The sequence below is a fragment of the Pseudomonas sp. ACN8 genome (genome assembly GCF_002303925.1).
Lineage (GTDB): Bacteria > Pseudomonadota > Gammaproteobacteria > Pseudomonadales > Pseudomonadaceae > Aquipseudomonas.
This window is the reverse complement of sequence record NZ_MRCS01000010.1, coordinates 46,560-73,453: the sequence shown is the minus strand read 5'-3', so window position 1 is coordinate 73,453 and position 26,894 is coordinate 46,560. Positions and strand designations below refer to the sequence as shown.

Below are 26,894 nucleotides of genomic sequence, written 5' to 3'. Positions count from 1 at the left end.
TGGTGATTCTGATGTCCTCTTCTACCCGCCAATTCGCTGTAACTCCGCCCGTACGTCTCGTGCTTTCCGTTCTGCGCTGATCCCGCCCGATCCGCTCATTCCCTAGTCGCGCTACGCCTGGAGTATTCCCATGCTGACTTTCCTTGGCTTCGCCATGGTCATCACGTTCATGTTCCTGATCATGACCAAGCGCCTTTCCGCGCTGATCGCCCTGATCATCATCCCGATCATCTTTGCCCTGTTCGGCGGTTTTTCGCCGAAGATCGGCCCGATGATGCTTGAGGGCATCACCAAGCTTGCGCCGACTGGCGTGATGCTGATGTTCGCTATCCTGTACTTTGCCCTGATGATCGACTCCGGCCTGTTCGACCCGGCCGTGCGCAAGATCCTCAAACTGGTCAAGGGCGACCCGCTGAAAGTTTCGGTCGGCACCGCCGTTCTGGCGCTCGTGGTCTCCCTCGATGGTGACGGCGCGACCACTTACATGATCTGCGTGGCCGCCATGCTGCCGCTCTACAGCCGTATCGGCATGAGCCCGCGGATCATGGCCGGCCTGATCATCCTCGCCGGTGGCGTGATGAACATGACCCCATGGGGCGGCCCGACCGCTCGCGCGGCCAGTGCGCTGCACGTGGACCCGTCCGACATCTTCGTACCGATGATTCCTGCGATGCTGGCCGGTGTGGTGGCGATCCTGGTCATTGCCTACTTCTACGGCAAGCGTGAACGTGCACGCCTGGGTGAACTGCACTTGGTGGGCGATGAAATCGACCACAGTGAAATCAGCGTTTCGCAGTTCCCGGATGCCCGTCGTCCGAACCTGATCTGGTTCAACGGCGCCCTGACGCTGGCCCTGATGGGCACTTTGATCACCGGCCTGCTGCCGTTGCCGGTGCTGTTCATGGTGGCGTTCAGTATTGCCATGATCGTCAACTATCCTTGCCTGCAACAGCAGAAGGATCGCGTCGCGGCCCACGCCGGTAGCGTGCTGGCGGTGGTCGGGTTGATCTTTGCGGCCGGTATCTTCACCGGTATCCTGACCGGCACCGGGATGGTCGACGCCATGTCGAAAAGCCTGTTGGCAGTGATTCCGGACTTCCTCGGCCCGTACCTGGCGGTGATTACGGCGCTGGTAAGCATGCCGTTCACTTTCTTCATGTCGAACGATGCATTTTATTACGGCGTGTTACCGGTTCTTGCCGAAGCCGCCAGCCATTACGGTATAACCGCGGTGGAAATGGCACGTGCCTCGATCGTCGGTCAGCCCGTCCACCTGTTGAGCCCGCTGGTTCCATCGACCTACCTGTTGGTGGCCCTGGCCGGCATCGATTTCGGTGACCACCAGCGCTTCACCCTGAAGTGGGCAGTGCTGGTTTGTATCTGCATACTGATTGCTGCACTGCTGTTGGGGACTTTCCCGGTGTTCAGTACTCTATAAGCCCAAGACTCACCACTTCGGGTCCAGGCTTCGCTGTTTGAAGCCCGGGCCCGTTGTGGTTTAACAATCGCTCAAAGGAATACACATGGAATGGCTGACCAACCCTGAAATCTGGGTTGCCTTCTTCACCCTGACCGCCCTGGAAATCGTCCTGGGTATCGATAACATCATCATGATTTCGATCCTGGTCAGCCGCATGCCCAAACACATGCAGGCGCGCACCCGGATTTTCGGTCTGGCGCTGGCCATGATCACGCGAATCCTGCTTCTGCTGTCGATCACCTGGGTCATGCGCCTGACGGCGGACCTGTTCGTAGTATTCGGCCAGGGCATTTCCGGACGCGACCTGATCCTGTTCTTCGGTGGTCTGTTCCTGCTGTGGAAAAGCTCGCAAGAGATGTACCACGCACTGGAAGGTGAAGACGAAAGCAACGACGAACCTTCGGGCAAGGGCGGCAACTTCCTCTACACCATCGTCCAGATCGCGATCATCGACATCGTGTTCTCCCTGGACTCGGTGATCACCGCTGTCGGCATGGTTTCCCACGTACCGGTCATGGTCGCGGCAATCATCGTGGCGGTACTGGTGATGATGTGGGCATCCGGCACCATCAGTGAGTTCATCGACAAGCACCCATCGCTGAAGATGCTGGCGCTGTCGTTCCTGCTGATCGTCGGTACGGTGCTGATTGCCGAATCCCTGGACGTGCACGTGCCAAAAGGCTACGTCTACTTCGCCATGGCGTTCTCGCTGGCGGTGGAAGCGATCAACATCAGGATGCGCACTGCCATCGCGAAAAAGAAGAAACAGCAGGATCCGGTAAAGCTGCGCAAGGACATTCCAGGCCAGTAACCCGAAAACGCTGAATACGCGAAACCTGTGGGAGCGAGCCTGCTCGCGAAGACGGAGTGTCAGTCGACTTCAATGTTGCCTGATACACCGCTTTCGCGAGCAGGCTCGCTCCCACATTGTTTTGTGGTGTCCACTTATGACAGTTTTGTTTCAATCCCTTCTTTGGCTATGCGATGCTGGCGCGTAGACCGTTAGCCAACTACAGCTTAAGTACAGAACGTAGAACGTCGCGCGGTACCGTCAACTTGCTCCATTGGGGCGCTACACCACAGGGGGTCATTATGCTCACCCTGCTCAATTTGCTTTCTGCCGTGGCCCTGCTGATCTGGGGCACGCACATCGTCAGAACCGGCATCCTGCGGGTCTACGGCACCAACTTGCGCCATGTCATCAGCCACAACATGACCAACCGCTGGCTGGCTTTCCTCTCCGGGATCGCCGTGACGGCGATGGTCCAGAGCAGCAACGCCACCGCCATGCTGGTCACTTCCTTTGTCGGCCAGGGCCTGATGGCGCTAACGCCGGCGTTGGTCACCATGCTCGGCGCCGATGTCGGTACGGCCCTGATGGCACGAGTGCTGACGTTCGATCTGTCGTGGTTGTCGCCCCTGCTGATTTTTGCCGGGGTGATTTTCTTTCTGTCGCGCAAGCAGACCCGACTCGGACAGATGGGCCGTGTCGCCATTGGTTTGGGGTTGATCATTCTGGCGCTGCAACTGATTGTCGAAGCCGCGCACCCGATTACCCATGCCAAAGGGGTGAAGGTGATTTTCGCCTCGCTCACCGGCGACCTCCTGCTCGACGCCCTGGTCGGCGCGCTGTTCGCGATGGTGTCCTATTCCAGCCTGGCCGCTGTGTTGCTCACCGCGACCCTGGCGGGCGCCAATGTGATCAGCCTGCCGGTGGCCATCGGGCTGGTGATCGGCGCCAATATCGGCAGCGGCATTCTCGCCTTCCTTAGCACCAGCATGCAGAACGCCGCCGGGCGCCAAGTGGCGCTGGGGAGTCTGCTGTACAAACTGATTGGTCTTTTGTTGATCATTCCGGTGCTCGATCCGCTGGTGCGCTGGCTCGATAGCCTGGATTTCAGCCCTCAGGAAATGGTCATTGGCTTTCACCTGCTCTACAACACCGCGCGTTGCCTGATCCTGCTGCCCAGCGTCGGGCCGATGGCCAGGTTTTGTGCCTGGGTGCTGCCGGAGCGTCCGCTGGCCAACGGTACGGCCAAACCCCGGCACCTTGACCCCACGGCATTGGTCACCCCCGGTCTGGCGCTGGCCAACGCGGCCCGGGAAACCCTGCGCATGGGCGACCTGATCGACAACATGCTCGAAGCGATGGTCGACGTATTGCGCGGCAAGCAGACTGCCGTCACTCAGGAAATCCGTCGCCTGACCGACGATGTCGAAGCGCTCTACAGCGCGATCAAGTTGTATCTGGCGCAAATGCCCCGGGAAGATCTCAGCGATCAGGACAGCCGGCGCTGGGCGGAAATCATCGAGCTGGCGATCAACCTGAAACTGGCCAGCGACTTGATCGAACGCATGCTGCGCAAGGTCCAGCAGCAGAAAACTTCGCAGCGCCGGTCTTTTTCCGAAGTCGGGCTGGACGAGTTGACCGGGCTGCAAACTCAGTTGATTTCCAACCTGCGGCTCGGGATGTCGGTGTTTCTCAGTGGCGACCCGGAGAGTGCCCGCCAGCTGGTGCGTGAAAAACGTCGTTTCCGCGCACAGGAACGGCGTCTGGCTCACGCTCATGTCAGCCGCCTGCAACGTAAAATCGTGCAAAGTATCGAAACCAGTTCGTTACACCTGGAGCTGATCGCCGACATGAAGCGTCTCAATTCGCTGTTTTGCAGCAGTGCCTACGTGGTGCTGGAAACATCGGACACCGGTGCGCTGGTGGTCGACGATTTGAGCGACATCACACATTCACCCTGAACGTCCACGGTTACCTGAAGTCTGTTGAACTTAGCTAGCCGTACGGAAGCTTGTTATGCGTTGTTTGTTGTTCGCCTGCCTTTTGCTTGGTTCATTCCCGTCATTCGCCCTGGATCGTTTCCAGGTCGAGGGCTATACCCTGCGCAACGGTTTGCAGTTGCTGCTCAAACCCGGCACTGACCGCGGGCATGTGGCGATCCGGCTGGTGGTCGGCGTTGGCCTGGACGATTTCAAGTGCCAGGAAAAGGAGCTGCCGCATCTGCTGGAACACCTGTTGTTCAGCGGTATCGACGCCAGCGGCGAAGGCGGACTGGAAGAAAGCATGCAGGCTCTTGGCGGCGAGTGGAACGCGTTCACCAGCAATGCCGATACGACCTTCGTCATCGAAGCCCCGGCGAAAAACCAGCGCAAGGTGCTTGACCTGCTGCTGGCGTTGCTGACCCAGACCCGCTTCGACGACAGCGCTATCAACGCGGCCAAGCAAGTGGTCGAACGTGAAGACGGCGGCCACTACTCGCACCTGCAGCGCTGGCTCGATCGTCAGGACCTGGGCCACACGGCCAGCAAACAACTGGCCGTGGAATTGGGCCTCAAATGCCCGGAGCGTGCGCAAGTCGATGACCTGACCCGTGAACAACTGGAGCAGGTGCGCAAGGACTGGTATGCGCCGAACAACATGACCCTGATCGTGGTCGGCGACCTCGACAAGTTGCTGCCGGCCTATCTGGAGCGGGCGTATGGTGCGCTGGAAGCGATTACGCCTGGCGAGCACCCGCCGCTGCCGCAAATCCAGGCCAGCGCCGCCCATGAGCGCACCTTGACCCACGGGCTGGTCGGCAACGGCGCCAAGTTGCACTGGCTGGTGCCGGAGCCGGTACTGGAGGATGGGCACGATGAAACCTTCGATTTGCTCAAGGACTACCTGGATTGGGCGCTCTATCGCCAGCTGCGCCTGGCTCACGGTTTGTCCTACGGCCCGTGGGCGGAACGCGAAGTGTTCGGCGGCGTGGGTTTCATGAGCCTCAATGCCGACCTTGAACGCGACGACGTGGCCGATGCCGAACAAGTACTCGAGGACCTGAAGGCCGGACTGCTCAAGGACGGCCTCAATGCCGACACCTTCAACCGCCTCAAGCAGGCAGCGATTGCCCGCCAGGCCTGGGCCGTACAAGGCAACAGCGCGTTGGCCGACTACTACTGGAGCGCCATCGGCAACTATGAGGACGGCCGCTTCACCAACCCGGCCCGTGAGCTGCAGGGGGTGACCCTGGAAGAAGCGAACAAGGCCGTGCGTGAATTGCTCCTGCAACCAGGGTATTTGCGGATCGAGAGGGCGTTGTTCAGTTATGACCAGTTGATGTGGTTGGTGGTCGGTGGGGCGGGCTTGATCGTGTTGATGCTGGTGGGCTGGCGTTTGCATCGCAGGAAGTAACCATTCCATGTGACAACGGCCTGAGAGGCCTTGCCGGTTACCTGTGGGAGCGTAACTGACCGTGAACCCTCGCCACAGCGCCGCACCAGCGGTACCCTGTCGAGGTTTTTTTCCTACGACGACTGTGAAACCGCCGAATGCAAAACCTGACCCTTTTCGTACAGCGCATCCTCGAATTGATGAAGCGCTACCCTGGGGTCATTGCGCTCTGTGGTTTCATCTCCGGGGTGGGCAGTTTCATTCTGGTCGACCGCCAGCAAGGCCTGGCGAGCTGGATCACCACCATCATGCTGATCAGCTGGATCTGGCTGATGCTGGAAAACAGCCTGACCAAGCTGTTCGCGCGCATATTCAAGCGCGAAATACCAGAACCCTTGCTGCGTTACGCAACGCAGATGATCCATCAGGAAAGCCTGTTCTTTGTCCTGCCGTTCTTCTTCATCACCACGACGTGGAACAGCGGCCAGCTGGTTTTCACCGGGCTGCTGGGCGTCGCGGCGCTGATTTCGATCATCGACCCGCTCTACTACAAGTGGCTGGCTCCACGGCGCTGGGCGTTTCTGGCCCTGCACACCCTGACCCTGTTCGCCGCGCTGCTCACCGCGTTGCCGGTGATCATGCACCTGACCACCGCGCAAAGTTTCAAATGGGCACTGGGTATCTCGGTGCTGTTGTCGTTCCCGAGCCTGGCGTCGATCTTCCCGATTCGTACCCTGCGCAATGCGCTGGCGATATTGAGTATCACCCTGGGCATCGGCGCCGTTGGTTGGACGCTGCGTTCGTGGGTGCCACCGGCGACGCTATGGATGACCGACGTGGCCATCAGCACGCAAATGCAGGACCGCACGCCTGGCGCCAGCCTCGACGAAGTCAGTGCCGAGCAGATTCGCAATGGCGGGCTCTACGCCTACACCGCGATCAACGCTCCACGTGGCCTGGGCGAACGGATTTATCATGTCTGGCAGTTCAACGGTAAAGAGGTCGACCGCATCCCCCTGGATATTCGTGGCGGACGCAAGGAAGGTTACCGGGCCTGGACCCACAAGCAGAACTTCCCGGGCAACCCGGCCGGCAAATGGCAGGTTCGGGTGTTGACCGAAGATGGCCAGGTCATCGGCGTGCTGCGTTTCAAAGTCACGGACAGCACAGCGATCAAAGAAAAGTAGTCCGGTTCGTGCTATTACGTAGGCTGCGTAATCACTGAACAAGCACGGAGCTTATGATCAGCAGCACGATGGCCGGCAACGCCCGATTGGACACGTCGATTACCCCTGCGCGGTTGCGGGTGACGGGCGACTGGACGCTTGCCCATTACGCGGACCTCAAGCTGTTGAGCGAAAAACTCCACGGCCAGTACGACCCCAACACCCCCATCGACCTCAATGGCCTCGGCGCCCTCGACACCGCCGGCGCTTCGCTGTTGGTCGAACTGCTCGGCTCCGAGCGCCTCGGTCGTTCCGCCGAACATCCTGATTGCACACTCTGCGCCGCCGATCGGGCGTTGCTGCAAACCGTCTACTGCTCGTTGACCGACTTCTGCGTACCGATCAAGGAACCGGAAGTCAGCGTTTCCATTCAGTTGCTGACCCGTATAGGCCGCGCGGTGGACACCGTCTGGCAGGACACCCTGCAACTGCTGGGTTTCGTCGGCCTGATCATCGAAACCATCGTCCGCGGCCTGTTCCGTCCCAAGTGCTGGCGCGTCACGCCGATGATCGCCCATATCGAACAGACCGGTCTCGACGCCGCCCCCATCGTTGCGTTACTGACTTTTCTGGTGGGCGCCGTGGTGGCGTTTCTCGGGTCGACGGTGTTGGCCACGTTTGGCGCCACCGTCTTCACCGTGGACCTGGTGGGGTTTGCCTTCCTGCGCGAGTTCGGTGTGTTGCTGACCGCGATCCTGATGGCCGGACGCACCGCCAGTGCGTTCACGGCGCAAATCGGTTCGATGAAGGCCAACGAGGAGATCGACGCCATCCGCACCCTGGGCCTCGACCCTGTGGAGTTGCTGGTGGTGCCGCGGGTCCTGGCGTTGCTGATCTCCCTGCCGATGCTGACCTTCCTGGCGATGCTGTCGGGGATTATCGGTGGTGCCGTGGTCTGCGCGGTGGCGCTGGATATCTCGCCGGCGATGTTCCTGTCGCTGTTGCAATCGGACATCGGCGTTCAGCACTTTCTGGTGGGTATCGTCAAAGCGCCGGTGTTCGCCTTCCTCATCGCCGCCATCGGTTGCCTGGAAGGCTTCAAGGTCAGTGGCAGCGCTGAGTCTGTGGGCGCACACACCACGTCGAGTGTGGTGCAGTCAATTTTCGTGGTGATCGTGATGGATGCGATCGCCGCGATGTTTTTCATGGAGATGGGGTGGTGAGTCGTATCCCTCGAGCGCCCTGCGAGGCGGTGATTGAAGTCCGTGGGCTGTGCAACCGTTTTGGAAGCCAGAGCGTGCACGAAAACCTTGATCTGGACTTGTACAAGGGCGAGATCCTCGCCGTGGTCGGCGGCTCCGGCAGCGGCAAATCGGTGCTGCTGCGCAGCATTGTCGGGTTGCGCCAGCCCAGCGAAGGCGTAGTGAAAGTCTTCGGGAAAAACCTGCCGACCTTGTCCGAACATGAGCGTTCGCTGGTGGAGCGGCGATTCGGCGTGCTGTTCCAGAAAGGCGCGTTGTTCTCTTCACTGACCGTGACCGAGAACGTTGCCCTGCCGCTGATCGAACACGCCGGCTTGAGCCGCAACGACGCCGAGCACCTGGCAGCGGTGAAAATGGCCCTGGCCGGGTTGCCGCTGTCGGCTGCGCAGAAGTACCCCGCGTCGCTGTCCGGCGGCATGATCAAGCGCGCCGCGCTGGCCAGGGCGTTGGCGCTGGACCCGGACATCCTGTTTCTCGACGAGCCCACCGCGGGTCTCGACCCGATTGGTGCCGCCGCGTTCGACCAATTGATCCTGACCCTGCGCGATGCCCTGGGCCTGAGTGTCTTTCTGGTGACCCACGACCTCGACACGCTCTACACCATCACCGACCGGGTGGCGGTGCTGGCGCAGAAAAAGGTGCTGGTGGCGGACGCCATCGACAAGGTATCGGAAACCAACGATGCGTGGATTCACGAATACTTCCATGGCCCTCGCGGCCGCGCGGCATTGACAGCCGCCCAACAGCTCAAAGAGGTCTGACATGGAAACCCGAGCCCATCATGTATTGATCGGCCTGTTCACCGTGATTGTGGTGACGGCCGCGCTGCTGTTCGGCCTGTGGCTGGCCAAGTCCAGTGTCGACACCGAGTTCAAGGACTACGAGGTCGTGTTCAACGAGGCGGTCAGCGGATTGTCCAAGGGCAGTTCGGTGCAGTACAGCGGGATCAAGGTCGGCGACGTGATCTCGCTGCGCCTGGACCCGAAAGACCCGCGCCGGGTGCTGGCGCGAATTCGCCTGGCCGGCGATACGCCGGTCAAGGAAGACACCAATGCCAAGTTGGCCCTGACCGGGGTCACCGGGACTTCGATCATCCAGCTCAGTGGCGGCACACCACAGAGCCCGACGCTCAAGGGCAAGGACGGCAACCTGCCGACCATAGTCGCCTCGCCCTCGCCCATTGCCCGACTGCTCAATGACAGCGAAGACCTGATGGCCGGGGTGACCACGCTGATGCATAACGCCAACCTGATGTTCTCCACGGAAAACATCGAGCGCATCAGCAATACCCTGGAGCATCTGGAACAAACCACCGGGACCATTGCCGAGCAGCGCGGCGATATCCGCCAGGCCATGCAGCAACTGGCCTCGGTGGGCAAGCAGGCCAACACCATGCTGGAGCAGACCACGGCGCTGATGAGCAATGCCAACGGGCTGCTCAACGAGCATGGCAAGGAAGCGCTGGGCAGCGCCGAGCAGGCGATGAAGTCGCTGCAGGAGAGCAGTGCCACCCTCAACAAACTGATCACCGCCAATCAGGACTCGCTCAACAGCGGCATGCAAGGCCTCAATGGCCTGGGCCCGGCCGTGCACGAGATGCGCGAAACCTTGAGTTCGTTGCGTACCATTACCACACGCCTGGAAGCCAACCCCAGTGGTTACCTGCTGGGCAGTGACAAGACGAAGGAGTTCACGCCATGAAGCTGATTCGGATTGCCCTCCTCGCTGGCTTCACGCTGATCAGTTCGTGCTCGATCCTGCCCAAGCCCGAGCCCTTCGAGGTCTATCGATTGCCGTCGGCCCAGAGCGCATCGGCCAACCATGGCACGCCACAGCGCTGGTCGCTGCGCCTGAGCACATTCCAGTCCAGCGAAGCGTTGAACAGTCCGAACATCGCAGTGATTCCCCAGGGCGATGTGATCAGCCACTACAAGGGTTCACGCTGGAGCGACCCGGCGCCGGTGCTAATGCGCAATCGCCTGCTGGAAGGTTTCCAGCATGACGGACGGGTGCCGTTGCTGAGCACCGATGACAGCATTTTCCAGACCGATCTTGAATTGGGTGGCAGCCTGCTGGCGTTCCAGACTGAATATCAGGGTAAGAACGCCAGCGCGGTCGTGCGTCTGGATGCATTGCTGGTGCGCAGTTATGACCAGCGCATCCTTGCCAGCCGCCGTTTTGAAGTGCGCCAGCCTTTGAGCGATGTGCAGGTTCCGGCGGTGGTGGTCGGGTTCGGTCAGGCGAACGATCAGTTGACCACGCAGGTGGTGAACTGGGCGGTTGAGCAAGGGCAGAAATTGGCGCCGCCACCGAGACCTTGAATACTTACGCAGTCCACCTGTGGGAGCGAGCCTGCTCGCGATAGCGGTATGTCAGACACATTGATTTTGAATGTGCAGCCGCCTTCGCGAGCAGGCTCGCTCCCACAGGGGTAAAGCTGTATCAGCTCTGCAAAAACGCCTGATGCAGCTCAGCCAGCGTTTCAAAATGATACGCCGGCGCTTCGGCACTCAACTCTTCATGGCTGCCGAACCCGTAACCCACTGCCGCCGCGTCCAGGCCATTGCTACGCGCGCCGATCAGGTCGTGCTTGCGGTCGCCGATCATCAAGATGTTGGCCGGGTCCAGGTTTTCTTCCGCAATCAGGTGAGCGATCAGCTCGACCTTGTTGGTTCGGGTTCCATCCAGTTCGCTGCCGTAAATCACTTTGAAGTGTTTGGCAAAGTCGAAATGCCGGGCGATTTCCCGGGCGAACACCCACGGTTTCGAAGTGGCGATGTACAGCTGCCGACCTTGTTCGCTCAGTGTTTCCAGCAGCGGCGTGACGCCATCGAACACACGGTTTTCGTAGAGGCCGGTGACCTTGAAGCGCTCGCGGTAGAAGTTCACCGCCTCCCAGGCCCTGGCTTCATCGAAGCCATAGAACTGCATGAACGCCTGCAGCAGCGGTGGGCCGATGAAGTGTTCGAGCTTGGTCAGGTCCGGTTCATCGATACCCAGTTTGCCCAAGGCGAACTGGATCGAACGGGTGATGCCCTCGCGCGGGTCGGTCAGGGTGCCATCGAGGTCGAACAAAACGGTTTGGTAATGCATGTCGAATCCTGAATAAGGGGGCCGGGTCAAAGCTGGTCGTAGCCTTCGGCCAGATGCAGGTCCTTGAGCTTCACGTAGTTCGCCGCGCTGTAGGTGAAAAAGGCGCGCTCTTTGTCAGTCAGCGGGCGGATCTGCTTCACCGGGCTGCCCACATACAGGAAGCCGCTTTGCAGATGCTTGCCCGGCGGCACCAGGCTGCCGGCACCGATGATCACATCATCGTCGACCACCGCGCCGTCCATGACGATGCTGCCCATGCCGATCAATACCCGGTTGCCTACCGAACAACCATGCAGCATGACCTTGTGGGCGATGGTCACATCATCGCCGATCAGCAACGGATAGCCGTCCGGGTTGAACGGCCCGGCGTGGGTGATGTGCAACACGCAGCCATCCTGCACGCTGGTGCGCGCGCCAATGCGGATGCGGTGCATGTCGCCGCGGATCACTGTCAGCGGCCAGACCGAGCTGTCTTCGCCAATTTCAACGTCGCCGATCACCACTGCCGAGCCGTCGACAAAAGCGCCCTTACCCAGCAGCGGCGTGTGGTTTTGATACTTGCGAAGGTTCACGATAGGGTTTCTCTCTGTTGCTGATAGCTGCGGTGAACGTCGATTGTAATTAAGATGGCTGCATGTTTCTCCAGCCAAGGTATCAACCGTGAGCGTGAACAACCCTCTTTTGCAGTCCTATGACCTGCCGCCGTTCTCCGCCATCCGCGCCGAACACGTACAACCGGCCATTGAACAGATCCTGGCTGACAACCGTGCCGCTATCGCCGAGATCCTCAAGACCCAGGTCAAACAGCCAACGTGGGCTGGCCTGGTGCTGGCGATGGACGAGCTCAACGACCGCCTGGGCGCTGCCTGGAGCCCGGTCAGCCATCTCAATGCCGTGTGCAACAGCGCTGAACTGCGTGAAGCCTACGAGTCTTGCCTGCCAGCCTTGAGCGCCTACTCCACCGAATTGGGCCAGAACCGCGAACTGTTCCAGGCTTTCGAAGCCCTGGCCTGCAGCCCGGAAGCCGCTGGTTTCGACGTGGCGCAGAAAACTATCCTGGAACACTCCCTGCGTGACTTCCGTCTGTCGGGTATCGACCTGCCGGAAGCCGAACAGAAGCGTTACGCCGAAGTGCAGAGCAAGCTGTCCGAACTGGGCAGCCGTTTCTCCAACCAGCTGCTCGATGCCACTCAGGCGTGGACCAAGCACATCACCGATGAAGCCGCCCTCGCCGGCCTGACCGACTCGGCCAAGGCGCAAATGGCCGCCGCGGCCCAGGCCAAGGATCTGGACGGCTGGCTGATCACCCTGGAATTTCCGAGCTATTACGCGGTGATGACCTACGCCCAGGACCGTGCACTGCGTGAAGAAGTCTACGCCGCCTACTGCACCCGCGCGTCGGACCAGGGGCCGAATGCCGGCCAGAACGACAATGGCCCGGTCATGGAAGAAATCCTCGACCTGCGTCAGGAACTGGCCAAGTTGCTGGGTTTCAGCAGTTTTTCCGAGCTGAGCCTGGCGACCAAAATGGCCGAGTCCAGCGATCAGGTGCTGAGCTTCCTGCGCGACCTGGCCAAGCGCAGCAAGCCGTTCGCCGTCCAGGATCTGGAACAGCTCAAGGCTTATGCCGCCGAACAGGGTTGCCCGGATCTGCAAAGCTGGGACAGCGGTTTCTACGGCGAAAAACTCCGTGAACAGCGCTACAGCGTGGCCCAGGAAGCCCTGCGCGCCTACTTCCCGATCGACAAGGTGCTCAGCGGCCTGTTCGCCATCGTCCAGCGTCTGTACGGCATCGAGATTGCCGAGCAGAAAGGTTTCGACACCTGGCACCCGGATGTCCGCCTGTTCGAGATCAAGGAAAACGGCCAGCACGTCGGCCGCTTCTTCTTTGACCTCTACGCCCGCGCCAACAAGCGTGGCGGTGCGTGGATGGACGGCGCACGCGACCGTCGTCGCACCGCTGGTGGTGTATTGCAAAGCCCGGTGGCCAACCTGGTGTGCAATTTCACCCCGGCCGACAGCGGCAAGCCTGCGCTGCTGACTCACGACGAAGTCACCACCCTGTTCCACGAGTTCGGTCACGGCCTGCATCACCTGCTGACCCGCGTCGAGCATGCTGGCGCGTCCGGCATCAACGGCGTGGCCTGGGATGCGGTCGAGCTGCCGAGCCAGTTCATGGAGAACTGGTGCTGGGAGCCTGAAGGCCTGGCGCTGATTTCCGGTCACTATGAATCCGGAGAACCGCTGCCGCAGGACCTGCTTGGGAAAATGCTTGCGGCGAAAAACTTCCAGTCCGGCCTGATGATGGTTCGCCAACTGGAGTTCTCGCTGTTCGACTTCGAACTGCACGCCACCCACGGCGACGGCCGCAGCGTGCTGCAAGTGCTCGAAGGCGTGCGCGACGAGGTTTCGGTGATGCGTCCACCCGCCTACAACCGTTTCCCCAACAGCTTTGCGCACATCTTCGCTGGCGGTTACGCCGCGGGTTACTACAGCTACAAATGGGCTGAAGTGTTGTCCGCCGATGCGTTCTCGAAGTTCGAAGAAGAAGGCGTGCTCAACGCCGACACCGGTCGTGCGTTCCGCGAAGCAATCCTGGCCCGTGGCGGCTCCCAGGAGCCGATGGTGCTGTTCGTCGACTTCCGTGGTCGTGAGCCATCAATTGACGCACTCTTGCGCCACAGCGGCCTGAGTGAGGACGCGGCAGCATGAGTGAGGGGCCTGTGATTACGAAAAAACGCTTTATCGCCGGGGCGGTCTGCCCTGCATGCAGCGAGCCGGACAAGTTGATGATGTGGAACGAAGATCAGGTCCCGCACCGAGAGTGCGTGGCCTGCGGTTACTCCGACACACTCAATGAGCAAGGGCTGTCGGTGCCCAAGGAGTTGGGTACGCGGGTTAACACCAGCGCACTCAAACCTGCCGACACCAAGGTTCAGGCGGTCCAGTTTTTCCCGAATCCGAAACTGAAGAAAAAGCCTGACGAACAACACTGAGTGAAAAAAGCCCCCGTTGCGCAATGCAACGGGGGCTTTCTTTATTCGATATGAGCGGACTTGAACCAGCTCTTCATTGAACACGCGGCGAACGGGCTGGTGCTGCAATCGCCATTGGCCAAGGCGGTGCGCAGTTTTTCCACGTCGGCCTGCATCATGTAGCGAATGCCGTCCTTGAAGTGGGTGCTGTCACCAAAGCCGCCCTGGGTCATTTCGTTCAGGGCCTCCTCCTTGGTCCAGCCCTGGATGACAACCCGGTACATGGCTGCCATCAGGCCGGTACGGTCGGAACCGTGTTTGCAGTGCATCAGCACCGGGCCTTTGGCTTCAGCAGACTGAATGGCGCGCAAGGCCTTGAGCACATCGGCGTCATCGACATGGTTGGTGCGATAAGGCAGTTGTACTTGCGTGATGCCTGGCGTGGACAACCAACTGGAGTCTGTTTCGGGCAGGAAGTTGATCACTGTGCCCACCTTGAGTTTCTCCAGCAGCGGCACCGCGCCCTTGTCCGGCAAGGCACTGCGATAGAGCGTCGGCGACATCTGGAAGAGGTTGTATTGCTTCTGGACCGGTTGAGCCCAGTCTGCCGGACGCTGCATCACACCGTCGTCAGCAAGTGCCGGTGTCAGGTTAACGAGTGCAACCAGCGACAGGCATATTGCAGATAAAAAACGTGGAAAAGGCATGCTTGAGCGACCGTTCAGAAAGGGACGGGAAGAGGGTGGCAAGGATCAGCCATGCACGGTCAAAGGCCTGTGAGCTGACTGTCAAAGAATCGTGAAGTCCACGCTCAGGTTATAGTTTCAGTTTGATGAATGATTTGAGCATCTCGTTCAGTTCGACCCCATAGTCAAACACTTGTCCAGTGAGAGGGTTGCGCTCCCAACCTTCAAAAGACAAGCCGGCATCCGCTGACTTGGTCTCGAACACTACGCGGCTATACAGTTGATGATCATCTTCATCAATGTCAAAAATCTCAACTTCTACTCGAAGCTCGGGTGGTTTAGCGGGAAGACAATAAAGGTACGCTATGCCCTCTGGAGCAATTATTTGTTGATGATAAAAATCGAGTGCAAGTTGTGTAAGTGCGGCAATGTCCTTTTTGTCGATGCTATTGCCTGGAATGACATTGACATCGGACCATGGATCAAAATCGAGCTTTGAAGTCTTGCTATCGTTTTTTATATGGAGTGTCACGGAGGGAGCGCTTGCGAGAACATCAGCGAACTGCTCCATTGTTTTATTTGGATGCTCGTCTGCCCTTATTGGCTTGATAACTATCTGCACATTTTCTGGCGTTTTTATTTTTTGTAGATAAGCACCGGTTTTTATGGGCTTGGACATTTTTGATTCTCGTGGCTGTCTGGAATGCACGCGGGAGCCCGCATGCATTCGGCAATCATGCTTTTCCAGTGATTGGAAAGTCAGGGCTCAGGGATTGACGATACTGGCATAAGCCTTTGCCAGCGCCTGTAACTTGGCTTTGTCCTCGGCACCGATCTTTCCGTCGAGATCGACATCCTTGCCAACGGCCCTGATGCTGAACGAGTTACCACGGTCCGTGGAAACAGCAGTGTAAAACTCCGAATCGACCAGGCTTTCAATTTGAACATTATTTGCCGCATCCCAACTTAACTCTTTTCGCGCCAGTTGCAGCGAAACCAGTGTGTTGGGCTCCGAAGGACTCGGTTGCATGAGTTGCAGAAAGATGCCGCGCTGATTAAAGAAAGACATTAATAAATCCTTTTATTTGATGACTGTTGAGGGTGTTGCTTGTCTGGCTGAATATACGGGGGGGGATTGGATCTAACCACTGACTATATGTTTCCTCAGTTTTCCCATCTTTGATGAACAAGTAACTCATGACGCCTTGTCACCAGATGAATGGCTGAGCGGTACTGGTCGATTCGCCGCTGGTCGTATACTGTATGAATATACAGATCAAGGAGTCCGCCGATGGTTAGCTCTCTGCCTCCCCGCGGCCGCGGCACCGCAACCAACCCGCATAACCGCTTTGCCCCCCGCCATTCGGTGGTTGAGGACGACGGTTGGTATCAGGAAGTACCGCTTACCCAGGGCACCGAGGTGAGCATTGAAACGGCGAAAACCATCATTACCCGCAACACGTCGCCGGACTTGCCCTTCGACCGATCGATCAATCCCTATCGCGGCTGCGAGCATGGCTGCATCTACTGCTACGCGAGACCAAGCCATGCCTATTGGGACATGTCGCCTGGGCTGGATTTCGAAACCAGACTCATCGCCAAGACCAACGCCGCGCAGGTGCTGGAGGAACAACTCTCAAAACGTGGGTATCAATGTGCGCCGATCAACCTCGGCTCCAACACCGATCCCTATCAGCCGATCGAGCGCGAATATAAGGTCACCCGGCAAACCCTTGAAGTACTCCTGCGTTACCGACACCCCGTGACCATCGTCACCAAGGGCTCGCTGATCCTTCGCGACCTGGACCTGTTGACCGAGCTTGCCAGCCAAAGACTGGTGGCGGTAATGATCAGCCTGACCACACTGGACGACGAGCTCAAGCGCATCCTTGAACCCCGGGCCGCAGCGCCCAAGGCCCGGTTGCGGGCGATCAGGGTCATGCGCGAGGCGGGCATTCCGGTGGGCGTGCTTTGTTCACCGATGATTCCGATGATCAACGACAGCGAGCTCGAAAGCCTGCTCACCGAAGCCTGGGCGGCAGGGGCGCAAAGTGCTGCTTACATGATGTTGCGCCTGCCGTTGGAGGTGGCGCCGCTGTTCGAAGAATGGCTGGGCGCCCACTATCCACAACGGGCGGCGCATGTGCTCAGCCTGATTCGCCAGAGTCGTGGCGGTGAACTCTACGACAGCCGCTTTGGTGCTCGTATGCGCGGTGAAGGCCCCTTCGCCGACCTGCTGGCACAGCGCTTTGCCAAAACCATCAAGCGCCTGGGGCTCAATCACCGGGAAGGCTTTGACCTGGACTGCAATGCCTTTTGTCCGCCGGGTCGCCAAATGTCGTTGATTTGAGGACAATTGGCCTATGGTTGGTACTGAAGATCACGCTCGAGCCTTAGGCGGGTCACGTTTTTTGTGACCTGGAACACGCATTCTAGAGCGGTTTATTCAGTTTCAATTAAGATTCGGCCGCTACCTTGTTCATCGAGTGACTGATGGGTCGAGATGTTTGGCCTGGATGTTTTTTCACCAGCCACTGGCTTCACACCGGACCACACGGGATGACTCCCTGAGCCCGCCAATGAGGATGAATTGATGAGTGACAAGGATAAACAGCCGTTGGCTGCGTCGGCTTCAGCCCAACCCGAGGCCGAAACCGCCGATGCAGCGTTGCAGCACATCGTTGACGGCTTTTTGCATTTTCATCATGAGATCTTTCCTCAGCAGGAAGAGCTCTTCAAGAAACTCGCCACGGCCCAGCGGCCACGAGCGATGTTCATCGCCTGCGCCGATTCGCGCATCGTTCCCGAGTTGATTACCCAGAGCTCCCCCGGCGACCTGTTCGTGACCCGTAACGTTGGCAACGTCGTGCCGCCTTACGGGCAAATGAACGGGGGTGTTTCCACGGCCATCGAGTACGCCGTACTGGCTCTGGGGGTACACCACATCATCATTTGCGGGCATTCCGACTGCGGCGCCATGCGCGCTGTGCTTAACCCGGACAGTCTGGAAAAAATGCCCACGGTCAAGGCCTGGTTGCGTCATGCTGAAGTGGCCAAAACCATGGTGCAGGAGAACTGCAACTGCTCTAGCGAAAGCGAAAGCATGCACATCCTCACCGAAGAGAATGTGATCGCTCAATTGCAACATCTGCGCACCCATCCGTCGGTGGCCTCGCGCATGGCTAACGGTCAGTTATTTATTCACGGCTGGGTCTACAACATCGAAACCAGCGAAATCAAAGCGTATGACGCCGATCAAGGTTGTTTCCTGCCGCTCAATGGCAGCCTGCCGATTCCCGTGGCGACGCCCAAAGCGCGCTTCTAAACCCTCCTAAATCGTTGTGTGGTTCAGCCGAGGCTGCCGTTCAGGCAGCCTGGCTTTGCCATGCCTGAAGAAAACTTCGGGAGATTCACCATGCGTGCTGCTCGACTCAAAGCTGTTCTGCCACGGGAGCTGCTGGCTTCGGTGGTTGTGTTTCTGGTCGCCCTGCCCCTGTGCATGGGCATCGCGATTGCCTCGGGGCTGCCGCCGGCCAAAGGCCTGATCACCGGCATCATCGGTGGTCTGGTGGTCGGCTGGTTGGCCGGCTCGCCGCTGCAAGTCAGCGGCCCGGCGGCGGGCCTGGCCGTTCTGGTATTCGAACTGGTCCGCCAGCACGGTATCGCCATGCTTGGGCCCATTCTGTTGCTGGCGGGTTTGCTGCAATTGGTGGCTGGCCGTTTGAAGCTGGGCTGCTGGTTTCGGGTGACGGCACCTGCGGTGGTGTACGGCATGCTTGCCGGGATTGGCGTGCTGATCATCCTGTCTCAGGTGCATGTGATGCTGGATGCCGTGCCCAAACCCTCGGGCCTGGATAACCTGGCGGCCTTCCCGACAGCGCTGGCTCAGGCGTTGCCCACGTTTGGCTGGCAAGCCGGGTTGCTCGGTTTGTCGACGATTGCCGCCATGTGGCTTTGGGAGAAACTCCGTCCGCAATCCCTGCGCTTCATTCCTGGCGCGCTACTGGGCGTCGGCCTGGCCACGGTTGCCAGCCTGGTGCTGGCGTTGCAGGTCAAACGGGTTGAGGTACCGGCCAATCTGACGGAAGCCATAGACTGGCTGAAGCCCGCGGACCTGCTCAACCTGGCTGATCCGACCTTGCTGATCGCGGCGTTTGCCGTGGCCTTCATCGCCAGCGCCGAAACCTTGCTCTCAGCCGCTGCGGTTGATCGCATGCACAGTGGTCAGCGCTCGGACTTCGACCGGGAACTGTCGGCGCAAGGTATCGGCAACATGTTGTGTGGCCTGCTTGGGGCACTGCCGATGACCGGCGTTATCGTACGCAGTTCGGCGAATGTTCAGGCCGGCGCAACCACGCGGTTTTCGACCATTTTCCACGGTCTGTGGTTGTTGGCGTTCGTGCTGTTGCTGTCCAGCGTGCTGCAAAGCATTCCGGTGGCGAGCCTGGCGGGCGTGCTGGTGTACACCGGTTTCAAGCTGGTGGATCTCAAGGTCTTCCGTGGTTTGGGCCGGTATGGTCGGGCGCCGATGTTCACCTATGCGGCAACCGCACTCACCATCGTTTTCACGGACCTGCTGACCGGCGTGTTGATTGGCTTCGGCCTGACGCTGGTGAAGCTGGCGCTGAAAGCTTCGCGGTTGAAAATCAGCCTGATCGACCTGCCTCAGGACGGTGAAATGGAATTGCGCCTGGTGGGGGCGGCGACCTTCCTCAAAGTGCCAGCGCTGACCCAGGTGCTGAGTAGTATTCCACCAGGCGCGACGGTGCATGTGCCGCTCAACAACCTGAGCTATATCGATCACTCGTGTCTGGAACTGCTGGAGGAATGGGGTCGGGCGAACGCGGCCAAGGGGTCGAAGCTGTTGATTGAATCACGGGGGTTGAAGCGCAGGCTCGAAGGCAGGGTTCGTACCAACACGGGTACTGGTGCGGCTGGCTGAGGCCCAATGTGGGAGCGAGCTTGCTCGCGATGGCGGCGGATCAGTCAACGTTGATGTTGAATGTCATGACCCCATCGCGAGCAGGCTCGCTCCTACAGGAGGACAGTGTTTACCGGTGGATCAAGCCGCCGGCTGATCCAGTTCCAGGCCTACGCCCAGGCGGCGGGACATGCACGGCCAGCGTTTCCACGCGGCGCCGGTGTCCGGGCTGCTGAGCTTGTCGCGGTAGGCTTCCACCGACTCTAGCGCAAAGCTCTCTTCGGTCAACATTTGCTCGAACGCGTGATGTACGACTTCGTCCAGTTGGTTGGCAAATTCCTCACCGATCAATTGGTGAGCAATCAGGTTGGCGACAGTCATGTCCAAGGGGATCAGTGGCTGGCCGAAATGCTTGATGTACAGGTCGTTGACCTCTTCGACAAACCGGTGCGCCAGGTAAGCTTCATCCAGCAGGCTGTCGAGCCCGACATGGCCGGCCATGATGGCTGGCGGCTGGAGGAAGTACTGCTCGGCGATACTCAGTACCGGTTTGATCTGTGACTCAATGCCCGCTTCCCTGGCGACTTCATTGGCTGCATCCAGCAGATCGGGCACTTCTTCGATGTAGGCGGCGACAAATCGCGTCAGTACGCCGTTGGTATCGGCCTCCGGCAATTGGATCGCCGGGTGCAGATGAGGCAGTTTACTTTCCAGCTGACGCGTCAGCAGACCGGTCTCGGCTTCGTGTTGTTGGGCTTTTTGGATCTGCTCGCGCAATGCGGCGGTGTTCATGAAAACTCCAGGAAACAAGGCAATGAAATAGGGAAGACATAACTTAGCTGGCTTACGAAAAATGCTAAGACGCATTTGTCATAATTATTTCATCCTTGAGACGGCTCCGTTATATCGATTTGCCACCACTCGTCTGCATCCTTCTCCATTCGTGCCCTGCAACGCAAGTCAATGCTGTTTCAGATCATTTACGCCTTCGCATTGCGAGGTCAGAGTCGCTGTCTATACTCGGGGTGGAATGGAGTTAGCTGATGACGCCCGACTGCATATGCAGCAAGGCCCGGTGCTCAAGTTCGTAGTCTGATGCAGCCGCTCCCTTGCCGCAGGTGAAAGCCGGCGGGATAACAAGAACGATAAGGGGAACCCGCAATGATGCGACATCCACATGTCTGGATGGGCCTCCTGTTGTGGTCGATTTTCAGTCAGGCGCAAGCGGCCTGGACTGTGAATATGGCGCCTGGAGCGACTGAAATCAGTCACGCAGTATTCGACCTGCACATGATCATTTTCTGGATCTGTGTGGTGATCGGCATCATCGTATTTGGTGCCATGTTCTGGTCGATGATTCTCCACCGCCGCTCGACCGGGCAGGTGGCCGCCAAATTTCATGAAAGCACCACCGTCGAAATCCTCTGGACCATCGTGCCCTTCCTGATCCTGGTGGCCATGGCGATTCCCGCTACCGCGACCCTGATCAAGATGTACGACGCCAGCGAGCCGGAAATCGATATCCAGATCACCGGCTATCAGTGGAAGTGGCACTACAAATACCTGGGCCAGGACGTCGAGTTCTTCAGCAACCTGACCACCCCTCAGGATCAAATCCACAACAAGGAAACCAAGGGCGAGCACTACTTGCTCGAAGTCGACAAACCATTGGTGCTACCGGTCGGCGCCAAAGTGCGCTTCCTGGTGACCTCCGCCGACGTGATCCACTCCTGGTGGGTGCCGGCTTTTGCGGTCAAGCGCGACGCGATTCCCGGGTTCGTCAATGAAGCCTGGACCCGCATCGACAAGCCCGGCATCTACCGTGGCCAGTGTGCCGAGTTGTGCGGCAAGGATCACGGCTTCATGCCGACCGTGGTCGAGGTCAAGGAAAAGGCCGATTACGAAAAATGGCTGGCCGAGCGCAAGACCGAGGCCGCGCAACTCAAAGAGCTGACCAGCAAGGAATGGACCCTCGACGAGCTCAAGGATCGCGGCGACAAGGTCTATCACACCACCTGCGTGGCCTGTCACCAGGCCGAAGGCCAGGGCCTGCCGCCGATGTTCCCGGCGCTCAAGGGCTCGAAGATCGCCACCGGGCCGAAAGACGCTCACCTGAGCATTGTCTTCCACGGCAAGCCTGGCACCGCCATGGCCGCATTCGGCAAACAACTGTCGGAAGTCGATATCGCAGCGGTCGTGACCTATGAACGTAACGCCTGGGGCAACAACAAGGGCGACATGGTCACGCCTAAAGAAGTGCTGGAGCTGAAACAGGCGGAAAGCAAATGACCCGGTCTATTGCGCACGAAAGGAACCGGTCGGGGCTAAGCACCCCGGCCTGCCCAGCCCATCTGTTTGCAGGAGACAGGACATGACTGCTGTAATCGATGAACATGTTCATACCGCCACCGACCACGCCCACGGCCCTGCTAAAGGCCTGATGCGCTGGGTGCTGACCACCAACCACAAGGACATCGGTACGCTGTACCTGTGGTTTGCGTTCTCCATGTTCCTGCTTGGCGGTTCGTTCGCGATGGTTATTCGCGCCGAGCTGTTCCAGCCTGGGCTGCAGATCGTCCAGCCGGAGTTCTTCAACCAGATGACCACCATGCACGGTCTGGTGATGGTCTTCGGTGCGGTGATGCCGGCCTTCGTCGGTCTCGCCAACTGGATGATCCCGCTGATGATCGGCGCGCCGGACATGGCCCTGCCGCGCATGAACAACTTCAGCTTCTGGCTGTTGCCGGCGGCGTTCCTGCTGCTGGTGTCGACCCTGTTCACTCCGGGTGGCGGACCGAACTTCGGCTGGACGTTCTACGCACCGCTGTCGACGACCTACGCGCCGGAAAGCGTGACCTTCTTCATCTTCGCCATCCACTTGATGGGGATCAGTTCGATCATGGGCGCGATCAATGTGATCGCCACCATCCTCAACCTGCGCGCCCCCGGCATGACGTTGATGAAAATGCCGTTGTTCGTCTGGACCTGGCTGATCACCGCGTTCCTGCTGATCGCGGTGATGCCGGTACTGGCCGGTTGCGTGACGATGATGCTGATGGACATCCATTTCGGCACCAGTTTCTTCAGTGCCGCCGGTGGCGGAGACCCGGTGCTGTTCCAGCATGTGTTCTGGTTCTTCGGTCACCCCGAGGTGTACATCATGATCCTGCCGGCGTTCGGTGCGGTCAGCTCGATCATTCCGGCTTTTTCGCGCAAGCCACTGTTCGGCTACACCTCGATGGTCTACGCCACGGCGAGTATCGCGTTCCTGTCGTTCATCGTCTGGGCGCACCACATGTTCGTGGTCGGCATTCCGCTGGTGGGTGAGCTGTTCTTCATGTACGCCACATTGCTGATTGCGGTGCCGACGGGTGTGAAGGTGTTCAACTGGGCCAGCACCATGTGGCAGGGCTCGCTGACGTTCGAGACGCCGATGCTGTTTGCCGTGGCGTTCGTGATCCTGTTCTCCATCGGCGGTTTCTCCGGGTTGATGCTGGCCATTGCCCCGGCGGACTTCCAGTACCAGGACACCTACTTCGTGGTCGCGCACTTCCATTACGTGCTGGTGCCGGGGGCGATCTTCGGGATCTTCGCCTCGGCCTATTACTGGATGCCGAAATGGACCGGCCACATGTACGACGAAACCCTCGGCAAGTTGCATTTCTGGTTGTCGTTCATCGGCATGAACCTGGCCTTCTTCCCGATGCATTTCGTGGGGCTGGCGGGCATGCCGCGACGGATTCCGGACTACAACCTGCAATTCGCCGACTTCAACATGGTGTCGTCGATCGGCGCATTCATGTTCGGCGCCACGCAGATTTTCTTCCTGTTCATCGTGATCAAGACCATTCGCGGCGGCCCGGCGGCACCGGCCAAGCCATGGGATGGGGCTGAAGGCCTGGAGTGGAGCATTCCGTCACCGGCGCCGTATCACACCTTCACCACGCCGCCGGAAGTGAAATGAACGCGCGCCTTGTAGGAGCGAGCTTGCTCGCGATGGCCGTCAACGATAACGCTGGAAGCCTGACACACAACGGCGCTCTCAAGTTTTTCGCGAGCAAGCTCGCTCCTACAGGGTTGTGCGGAAGTCATGGCTGACTCAATTTCGATGAAGAAGCTGGTCACGCGCCTGCTGACCGTGGTGGTGGCAATGTTTGTGTTCGGCTTTGCCCTGGTGCCGATCTACGACGTGATGTGCAAGGCCTTCGGCATCAATGGCAAGACCGGCGGGCAGTACGAAGGTGAGCAAACGGTCGACACCTCGCGGCAGGTGCGTGTGCAGTTTCTGTCGACCAACACCGCTGACATGCCTTGGGACTTTTACCCCAAACATGACGAATTGACCGCGAACCCGGGGGCTGTGAACGAGATGATCTTCATCGCCCACAACCCCACCGATAAGCCGATGAGCGCCCAGGCCGTGCCGAGCATTGCGCCCAGCAATGCGGCGGCGTACTTCCACAAGACCGAATGCTTCTGCTTTACCCAGCAAGTGCTGCAGCCCGGTCAGCGGATCGAGATGCCGGTACGTTTCATCGTTGACCGTGACATGCCCAAGGATGTGAAGCACCTGACGCTGTCCTACACGCTGTTCGATATCACCGCCCGACATCCACCGGTAGCTGTAAACACTGGCGGCTGAGCGTGCCCGATAAGGAGAACAATAAATGGCAACTCATGAACATTATTACGTCCCGGCCCAGAGCAAATGGCCGATCATCGCAACTGTCGGGATGTTCGTCACAGTGTTTGGCCTGGCCACCTGGTTCAACGATCTGAAAGCGGCGCGTCCGGAATCCCACGGGCCGCTGATCTTTTTCGTCGGTGGCCTGTTGGTGGCTTACATGCTGTTCGGCTGGTTCGGCACGGTGATCAAGGAAAGTCGCGGTGGCTTGTACAGCGCACAGATGGATCGCTCGTTCCGCTGGGGCATGAGCTGGTTCATTTTCTCGGAGGTGATGTTCTTCATCGCCTTTTTTGGCGCCCTGTTTTATGTCCGCCATATCTCCGGGCCGGCGCTCGGCGGTGAAGGCGCCAAAGGCATGGCGCACATGCTGTGGCCGAACTTCCAGTTCACCTGGCCGCTGCTGAGTAACCCCGACTCGAAACTGTTTCCGCCGCCCAGGGAGGTCATCAGCCCCTGGGGCCTGCCGTTGCTCAACACCGTGTTGCTGGTGAGTTCCAGCGTGACTGTGACCATCGCCCACCATGCCTTGAAAAAGGGCCATCGCGGTGCACTGAAACTCTGGCTGTTGCTCACCGTATTGCTCGGCTGTGCGTTCCTCACCTTCCAGGCCGAAGAGTACATTCACGCCTACCACGAACTGGGCCTTACCCTGGGTTCGGGCATCTACGGCGCAACTTTCTTCATGCTCACCGGGTTCCACGGCGCCCACGTCACCATCGGCACCATCATCCTGTTCGTGATGCTGGTGCGGATCATGCGCGGGCACTTCGACAACGAGCACCAGTTCGGTTTCGAAGCGGCGAGCTGGTACTGGCACTTCGTGGATGTGGTGTGGATCGGGCTGTTTGTTTTCGTCTATGTGCTCTAAGGCAGCTACAGCTACCAGGGGGCATTGGAAACCAGCTGGCCGCTGAAAAAGCCCCAGGCGATCAGACCGAGGGTAATGGCGGCCAGAGTGACACGCACACTCAAGGCAATGACGAGGCGGTTTGAGCGGCTGTCGTCCTTGACCAGAAAAAACAGGCCGCTGAACAGGCTGACAACCGTGGCAATCAGCATCAGGACGATGGCTGCTTTGAGCATGGTGAGACTCCGGGGGGATAAGCGATGCACTTGAGTATAGCTATCGCGATGACCGACTTTCTGGCAATGCCATGAAGCGCTTTCGGCCGGGTATCGTGCCAACGCTGGTGGTGGCGATGTTGCTGCCGCTACTGGTGTCCCTGGGGTTCTGGCAGTTGAGCCGGGGCGCGGAGAAAAGCGCGCTGCTGCAAACCTACGCCGAGCGCCGGGCCGCCGAGCCGATGGCCAGCACCGAACTGCAACACACGACAGACCCGGCCTTCCGTCGGGTTCACCTGTACGGCCAGTTCGATGCTGAACACAGCCTGCTGCTGGATAACAGTCAACGCAACGGCAAGGTCGGCGTCGAGCTATTGCAACCCTTTCACGATCAGGCATCCGGGCTTTGGTTGCTGGTCAATCGCGGTTGGCTGGCATGGCCGGAGCGCCGCACACCACCGCAATTCAAGACACCTGCCGAAGCAGTCAGCCTCGACGTGTGGGTCTACGTCTCCCCCGGTGCGACGTTCCAATTGCACGCTGACCCCACAACGTTGACGTGGCCGAAGCTGATTACGGCCGTTGAGCCAGACAAGCTCTGGGCAGCCCTGAATCGCGAAGGTTTTGCCTACGAACTACGTGCTGAAACCGGCCCCGTCACCTATCAGGCTGACTGGCCAGTAGTCGCCACGGGCCCGGAAAAACACGTCGCTTATGCCGTGCAGTGGTTCGCCATGGCGATCGCCCTGTTCGGTCTTTATCTCTATCTCGGCTGGTACAACGCAAAGGAGAAACACCATGGGAGCGGCCATGAATCCACCCAGCATGTCTGAGGCGAAACCGTCGGTGAACCGGCGCAAGGGCCGTATGCAACTGCTGTTGATCCTGCTCGGGGTGATCGGTCCGATGATCCTCGCCACCGGCATGTACAAGCTGAATTTCTGGGTGCCCGAGGGCCGCAGTTATCACGGCGAACTGATCGGCAACGGCCAGACCCGCGCGGACATCGGCGTGCAAGCCCGGGAAGATCGCTGGCAGATATTGGTGACCGCGCCCAAGGATTGCGCGGTGGACTGCCAGCAACTGGTGTATCTGGCGCGGCAAATCCAGATCGGCCTGGGCCGCGATGCGTCCCGCGCCAGCCATGCATTGGCCGCCGCGCAAACGCTGAACAGCGATTACGAGACTAAACTTCAACGCGAGTACCCGCAGTTGCAACGCTATTCACTGGACTTGCCTGCCTACACAAAAGCCGCCCAGAGCAATGACGCGCCGCATCTGTGGATCATCGATCCCCACGGCAATCTGGTGCTGCGCTACGACCCGTCGGTAAAGGGCAAGGACCTGCTCAACGATCTGCGCCACCTGTTGAAACTGTCGAACATCGGATAAGGGCATCG

The 26,894-nt window shown here is 59.2% G+C and carries 27 protein-coding genes; 20 read left to right on the top strand and 7 right to left on the bottom strand.

The features are described from left to right. Window positions 1-130 precede the first annotated feature (130 nt). From BSF44_RS07805 to BSF44_RS07765, 9 genes are all read left to right on the top strand, one after another. A complete protein-coding gene (locus BSF44_RS07805; protein ID WP_095943008.1) occupies window positions 131-1,438 on the top strand; it encodes a CitMHS family transporter in 1,308 nt (435 codons plus the stop codon). 85 nt (window positions 1,439-1,523) lie between these two features. Further along, window positions 1,524-2,291 (top strand): TerC family protein, encoded by a 768-nt coding sequence (locus tag BSF44_RS07800; RefSeq protein ID WP_095943007.1) that lies wholly within the window; start codon window positions 1,524-1,526, stop codon window positions 2,289-2,291. Window positions 2,292-2,572: 281 nt separating this feature from the next. Beyond that, window positions 2,573-4,231 (top strand): Na/Pi cotransporter family protein, encoded by a 1,659-nt coding sequence (locus BSF44_RS07795; protein ID WP_095943006.1) that lies wholly within the window; start codon window positions 2,573-2,575, stop codon window positions 4,229-4,231. A 55-nt stretch (window positions 4,232-4,286) separates the two neighbouring features. Continuing rightward, on the top strand, window positions 4,287-5,663 hold the full coding sequence (locus BSF44_RS07790; protein ID WP_095943005.1) for a pitrilysin family protein: 1,377 nt from the start codon (window positions 4,287-4,289) through the stop codon (window positions 5,661-5,663). A gap of 137 nt (window positions 5,664-5,800) precedes the next feature. Then, a complete protein-coding gene (locus BSF44_RS07785) occupies window positions 5,801-6,829 on the top strand; it encodes a DUF5924 family protein (RefSeq protein ID WP_095943004.1) in 1,029 nt (342 codons plus the stop codon). Between the two features lie 53 nt (window positions 6,830-6,882). Further along, complete coding sequence (locus BSF44_RS07780; RefSeq protein ID WP_095943003.1) at window positions 6,883-8,031, top strand: ABC transporter permease; 1,149 nt, start codon at window positions 6,883-6,885, stop codon at window positions 8,029-8,031. Further along, window positions 8,028-8,831, top strand: a complete 804-nt coding sequence (locus BSF44_RS07775) for an ABC transporter ATP-binding protein (protein ID WP_095943002.1) — start codon at window positions 8,028-8,030, stop codon at window positions 8,829-8,831. Before BSF44_RS07780 ends, BSF44_RS07775 begins: the two co-directional genes overlap by 4 nt. A gap of 1 nt (window position 8,832) precedes the next feature. Next, entirely contained in the window at window positions 8,833-9,771 is a 939-nt protein-coding gene (locus BSF44_RS07770) for an MlaD family protein (RefSeq protein WP_095943001.1), read from the top strand. Beyond that, window positions 9,768-10,391, top strand: coding sequence for an ABC-type transport auxiliary lipoprotein family protein (locus BSF44_RS07765; RefSeq protein WP_095943000.1), 624 nt, complete (start codon window positions 9,768-9,770; stop codon window positions 10,389-10,391). Before BSF44_RS07770 ends, BSF44_RS07765 begins: the two co-directional genes overlap by 4 nt. Window positions 10,392-10,512: 121 nt before the next feature. Here the strand turns inward: BSF44_RS07765 and BSF44_RS07760 are convergent, their stop codons facing one another. Together BSF44_RS07760 and BSF44_RS07755 are read right to left on the bottom strand one after the other, a co-directional pair. Then, window positions 10,513-11,163, bottom strand: coding sequence for an HAD family hydrolase (locus tag BSF44_RS07760; protein WP_095942999.1), 651 nt, complete (start codon window positions 11,161-11,163; stop codon window positions 10,513-10,515). Between the two features lie 26 nt (window positions 11,164-11,189). Continuing rightward, window positions 11,190-11,735, bottom strand: a complete 546-nt coding sequence (locus BSF44_RS07755; RefSeq protein WP_095942998.1) for a gamma carbonic anhydrase family protein — start codon at window positions 11,733-11,735, stop codon at window positions 11,190-11,192. Between the two features lie 88 nt (window positions 11,736-11,823). Here BSF44_RS07755 and prlC point away from each other — a divergent pair, with 88 nt between their 5' ends. Both prlC and BSF44_RS07745 read left to right on the top strand, forming a co-directional pair. Then, window positions 11,824-13,875 (top strand): oligopeptidase A, encoded by a 2,052-nt coding sequence (gene prlC, locus BSF44_RS07750; protein ID WP_095942997.1) that lies wholly within the window; start codon window positions 11,824-11,826, stop codon window positions 13,873-13,875. Beyond that, window positions 13,872-14,159, top strand: coding sequence for a YheV family putative zinc ribbon protein (locus tag BSF44_RS07745; RefSeq protein WP_008018424.1), 288 nt, complete (start codon window positions 13,872-13,874; stop codon window positions 14,157-14,159). Before prlC ends, BSF44_RS07745 begins: the two co-directional genes overlap by 4 nt. Window positions 14,160-14,200: 41 nt before the next feature. Here the strand turns inward: BSF44_RS07745 and BSF44_RS07740 are convergent, their stop codons facing one another. The 3 genes from BSF44_RS07740 to BSF44_RS07730 form a co-directional block, all read right to left on the bottom strand. After that, window positions 14,201-14,845 carry a dual specificity protein phosphatase family protein gene (locus BSF44_RS07740; protein ID WP_218194547.1) on the bottom strand — a complete coding sequence of 215 codons (645 nt, stop codon included), beginning with the start codon at window positions 14,843-14,845 and terminating at the stop codon, window positions 14,201-14,203. Window positions 14,846-14,954: 109 nt separating this feature from the next. Continuing rightward, on the bottom strand, window positions 14,955-15,503 hold the full coding sequence (locus tag BSF44_RS07735; protein WP_095942995.1) for a hypothetical protein: 549 nt from the start codon (window positions 15,501-15,503) through the stop codon (window positions 14,955-14,957). A gap of 87 nt (window positions 15,504-15,590) precedes the next feature. Further along, window positions 15,591-15,893 (bottom strand): hypothetical protein, encoded by a 303-nt coding sequence (locus BSF44_RS07730; protein ID WP_095942994.1) that lies wholly within the window; start codon window positions 15,891-15,893, stop codon window positions 15,591-15,593. Window positions 15,894-16,115: 222 nt separating this feature from the next. Here BSF44_RS07730 and BSF44_RS07725 point away from each other — a divergent pair, with 222 nt between their 5' ends. From BSF44_RS07725 to BSF44_RS07715, 3 genes are all read left to right on the top strand, one after another. Next, entirely contained in the window at window positions 16,116-17,174 is a 1,059-nt protein-coding gene (locus tag BSF44_RS07725) for a PA0069 family radical SAM protein (protein ID WP_095942993.1), read from the top strand. Between the two features lie 243 nt (window positions 17,175-17,417). Further along, window positions 17,418-18,149 (top strand): carbonic anhydrase, encoded by a 732-nt coding sequence (locus tag BSF44_RS07720; RefSeq protein ID WP_008045785.1) that lies wholly within the window; start codon window positions 17,418-17,420, stop codon window positions 18,147-18,149. Window positions 18,150-18,239: 90 nt separating this feature from the next. After that, complete coding sequence (locus tag BSF44_RS07715; protein ID WP_095942992.1) at window positions 18,240-19,766, top strand: SulP family inorganic anion transporter; 1,527 nt, start codon at window positions 18,240-18,242, stop codon at window positions 19,764-19,766. Between the two features lie 120 nt (window positions 19,767-19,886). Here the strand turns inward: BSF44_RS07715 and BSF44_RS07710 are convergent, their stop codons facing one another. Then, window positions 19,887-20,537: a hypothetical protein gene (locus tag BSF44_RS07710; RefSeq protein ID WP_095942991.1), complete on the bottom strand. Its 651-nt coding sequence runs from the start codon at window positions 20,535-20,537 to the stop codon at window positions 19,887-19,889. Between the two features lie 369 nt (window positions 20,538-20,906). On the opposite strand from BSF44_RS07710, the gene coxB reads away from it, so the two are divergent. The 4 genes from coxB (at window position 20,907) to BSF44_RS07690 (ending at window position 25,300) form a co-directional block, all read left to right on the top strand. Continuing rightward, window positions 20,907-22,034: a cytochrome c oxidase subunit II gene (coxB, locus tag BSF44_RS07705; protein ID WP_095942990.1), complete on the top strand. Its 1,128-nt coding sequence runs from the start codon at window positions 20,907-20,909 to the stop codon at window positions 22,032-22,034. 82 nt (window positions 22,035-22,116) lie between these two features. Continuing rightward, window positions 22,117-23,709 (top strand): cytochrome c oxidase subunit I, encoded by a 1,593-nt coding sequence (gene ctaD / locus BSF44_RS07700; protein ID WP_095942989.1) that lies wholly within the window; start codon window positions 22,117-22,119, stop codon window positions 23,707-23,709. Between the two features lie 126 nt (window positions 23,710-23,835). Then, window positions 23,836-24,387 (top strand): cytochrome c oxidase assembly protein, encoded by a 552-nt coding sequence (locus BSF44_RS07695; RefSeq protein ID WP_056726726.1) that lies wholly within the window; start codon window positions 23,836-23,838, stop codon window positions 24,385-24,387. Window positions 24,388-24,412: 25 nt separating this feature from the next. Beyond that, entirely contained in the window at window positions 24,413-25,300 is an 888-nt protein-coding gene (locus tag BSF44_RS07690) for a cytochrome c oxidase subunit 3 (RefSeq protein WP_095942988.1), read from the top strand. Between the two features lie 11 nt (window positions 25,301-25,311). On the opposite strand, the gene BSF44_RS07685 is transcribed toward BSF44_RS07690, so the two are convergent. Beyond that, window positions 25,312-25,515 (bottom strand): twin transmembrane helix small protein, encoded by a 204-nt coding sequence (locus tag BSF44_RS07685; RefSeq protein WP_095942987.1) that lies wholly within the window; start codon window positions 25,513-25,515, stop codon window positions 25,312-25,314. 71 nt (window positions 25,516-25,586) lie between these two features. Between BSF44_RS07685 and BSF44_RS07680 the strand changes: the two genes are divergently transcribed. After that, a complete protein-coding gene (locus tag BSF44_RS07680; protein WP_095942986.1) occupies window positions 25,587-26,327 on the top strand; it encodes an SURF1 family protein in 741 nt (246 codons plus the stop codon). Further along, the gene (locus tag BSF44_RS07675; RefSeq protein ID WP_095942985.1) at window positions 26,293-26,886 is read left to right on the top strand and encodes a hypothetical protein; all 594 of its coding nucleotides are present in this window, start codon (window positions 26,293-26,295) and stop codon (window positions 26,884-26,886) included. The genes BSF44_RS07680 and BSF44_RS07675 overlap by 35 nt, the downstream gene beginning before the upstream one ends. Window positions 26,887-26,894 lie beyond the last annotated feature (8 nt).

What these genes read in the sequence shown, in the direction of transcription:
- BSF44_RS07675 (WP_095942985.1), top strand. Translation starts at nt 26,293, where the DNA reads ATGGGAGCGGCCATGAATCCACCCAGCATGTCTGAGGCGAAACCGTCG.
- BSF44_RS07685 (WP_095942987.1), bottom strand. Translation starts at nt 25,515, where the DNA reads ATGCTCAAAGCAGCCATCGTCCTGATGCTGATTGCCACGGTTGTCAGC.
- BSF44_RS07770 (WP_095943001.1), top strand. Translation starts at nt 8,833, where the DNA reads ATGGAAACCCGAGCCCATCATGTATTGATCGGCCTGTTCACCGTGATT.
- BSF44_RS07795 (WP_095943006.1), top strand. Translation starts at nt 2,573, where the DNA reads ATGCTCACCCTGCTCAATTTGCTTTCTGCCGTGGCCCTGCTGATCTGG.
- BSF44_RS07715 (WP_095942992.1), top strand. Translation starts at nt 18,240, where the DNA reads ATGCGTGCTGCTCGACTCAAAGCTGTTCTGCCACGGGAGCTGCTGGCT.
- BSF44_RS07745 (WP_008018424.1), top strand. Translation starts at nt 13,872, where the DNA reads ATGAGTGAGGGGCCTGTGATTACGAAAAAACGCTTTATCGCCGGGGCG.
- BSF44_RS07690 (WP_095942988.1), top strand. Translation starts at nt 24,413, where the DNA reads ATGGCAACTCATGAACATTATTACGTCCCGGCCCAGAGCAAATGGCCG.
- BSF44_RS07785 (WP_095943004.1), top strand. Translation starts at nt 5,801, where the DNA reads ATGCAAAACCTGACCCTTTTCGTACAGCGCATCCTCGAATTGATGAAG.
- BSF44_RS07735 (WP_095942995.1), bottom strand. Translation starts at nt 15,503, where the DNA reads ATGTCCAAGCCCATAAAAACCGGTGCTTATCTACAAAAAATAAAAACG.
- BSF44_RS07740 (WP_218194547.1), bottom strand. Translation starts at nt 14,845, where the DNA reads ATGCCTTTTCCACGTTTTTTATCTGCAATATGCCTGTCGCTGGTTGCA.
- BSF44_RS07725 (WP_095942993.1), top strand. Translation starts at nt 16,116, where the DNA reads ATGGTTAGCTCTCTGCCTCCCCGCGGCCGCGGCACCGCAACCAACCCG.
- ctaD (WP_095942989.1), top strand. Translation starts at nt 22,117, where the DNA reads ATGACTGCTGTAATCGATGAACATGTTCATACCGCCACCGACCACGCC.
- BSF44_RS07760 (WP_095942999.1), bottom strand. Translation starts at nt 11,163, where the DNA reads ATGCATTACCAAACCGTTTTGTTCGACCTCGATGGCACCCTGACCGAC.
- BSF44_RS07790 (WP_095943005.1), top strand. Translation starts at nt 4,287, where the DNA reads ATGCGTTGTTTGTTGTTCGCCTGCCTTTTGCTTGGTTCATTCCCGTCA.
- BSF44_RS07800 (WP_095943007.1), top strand. Translation starts at nt 1,524, where the DNA reads ATGGAATGGCTGACCAACCCTGAAATCTGGGTTGCCTTCTTCACCCTG.
- BSF44_RS07720 (WP_008045785.1), top strand. Translation starts at nt 17,418, where the DNA reads ATGAGTGACAAGGATAAACAGCCGTTGGCTGCGTCGGCTTCAGCCCAA.
- BSF44_RS07730 (WP_095942994.1), bottom strand. Translation starts at nt 15,893, where the DNA reads ATGTCTTTCTTTAATCAGCGCGGCATCTTTCTGCAACTCATGCAACCG.
- BSF44_RS07765 (WP_095943000.1), top strand. Translation starts at nt 9,768, where the DNA reads ATGAAGCTGATTCGGATTGCCCTCCTCGCTGGCTTCACGCTGATCAGT.
- BSF44_RS07805 (WP_095943008.1), top strand. Translation starts at nt 131, where the DNA reads ATGCTGACTTTCCTTGGCTTCGCCATGGTCATCACGTTCATGTTCCTG.
- BSF44_RS07780 (WP_095943003.1), top strand. Translation starts at nt 6,883, where the DNA reads ATGATCAGCAGCACGATGGCCGGCAACGCCCGATTGGACACGTCGATT.
- BSF44_RS07680 (WP_095942986.1), top strand. Translation starts at nt 25,587, where the DNA reads ATGAAGCGCTTTCGGCCGGGTATCGTGCCAACGCTGGTGGTGGCGATG.
- BSF44_RS07710 (WP_095942991.1), bottom strand. Translation starts at nt 20,537, where the DNA reads ATGAACACCGCCGCATTGCGCGAGCAGATCCAAAAAGCCCAACAACAC.
- coxB (WP_095942990.1), top strand. Translation starts at nt 20,907, where the DNA reads ATGATGCGACATCCACATGTCTGGATGGGCCTCCTGTTGTGGTCGATT.
- BSF44_RS07695 (WP_056726726.1), top strand. Translation starts at nt 23,836, where the DNA reads ATGGCTGACTCAATTTCGATGAAGAAGCTGGTCACGCGCCTGCTGACC.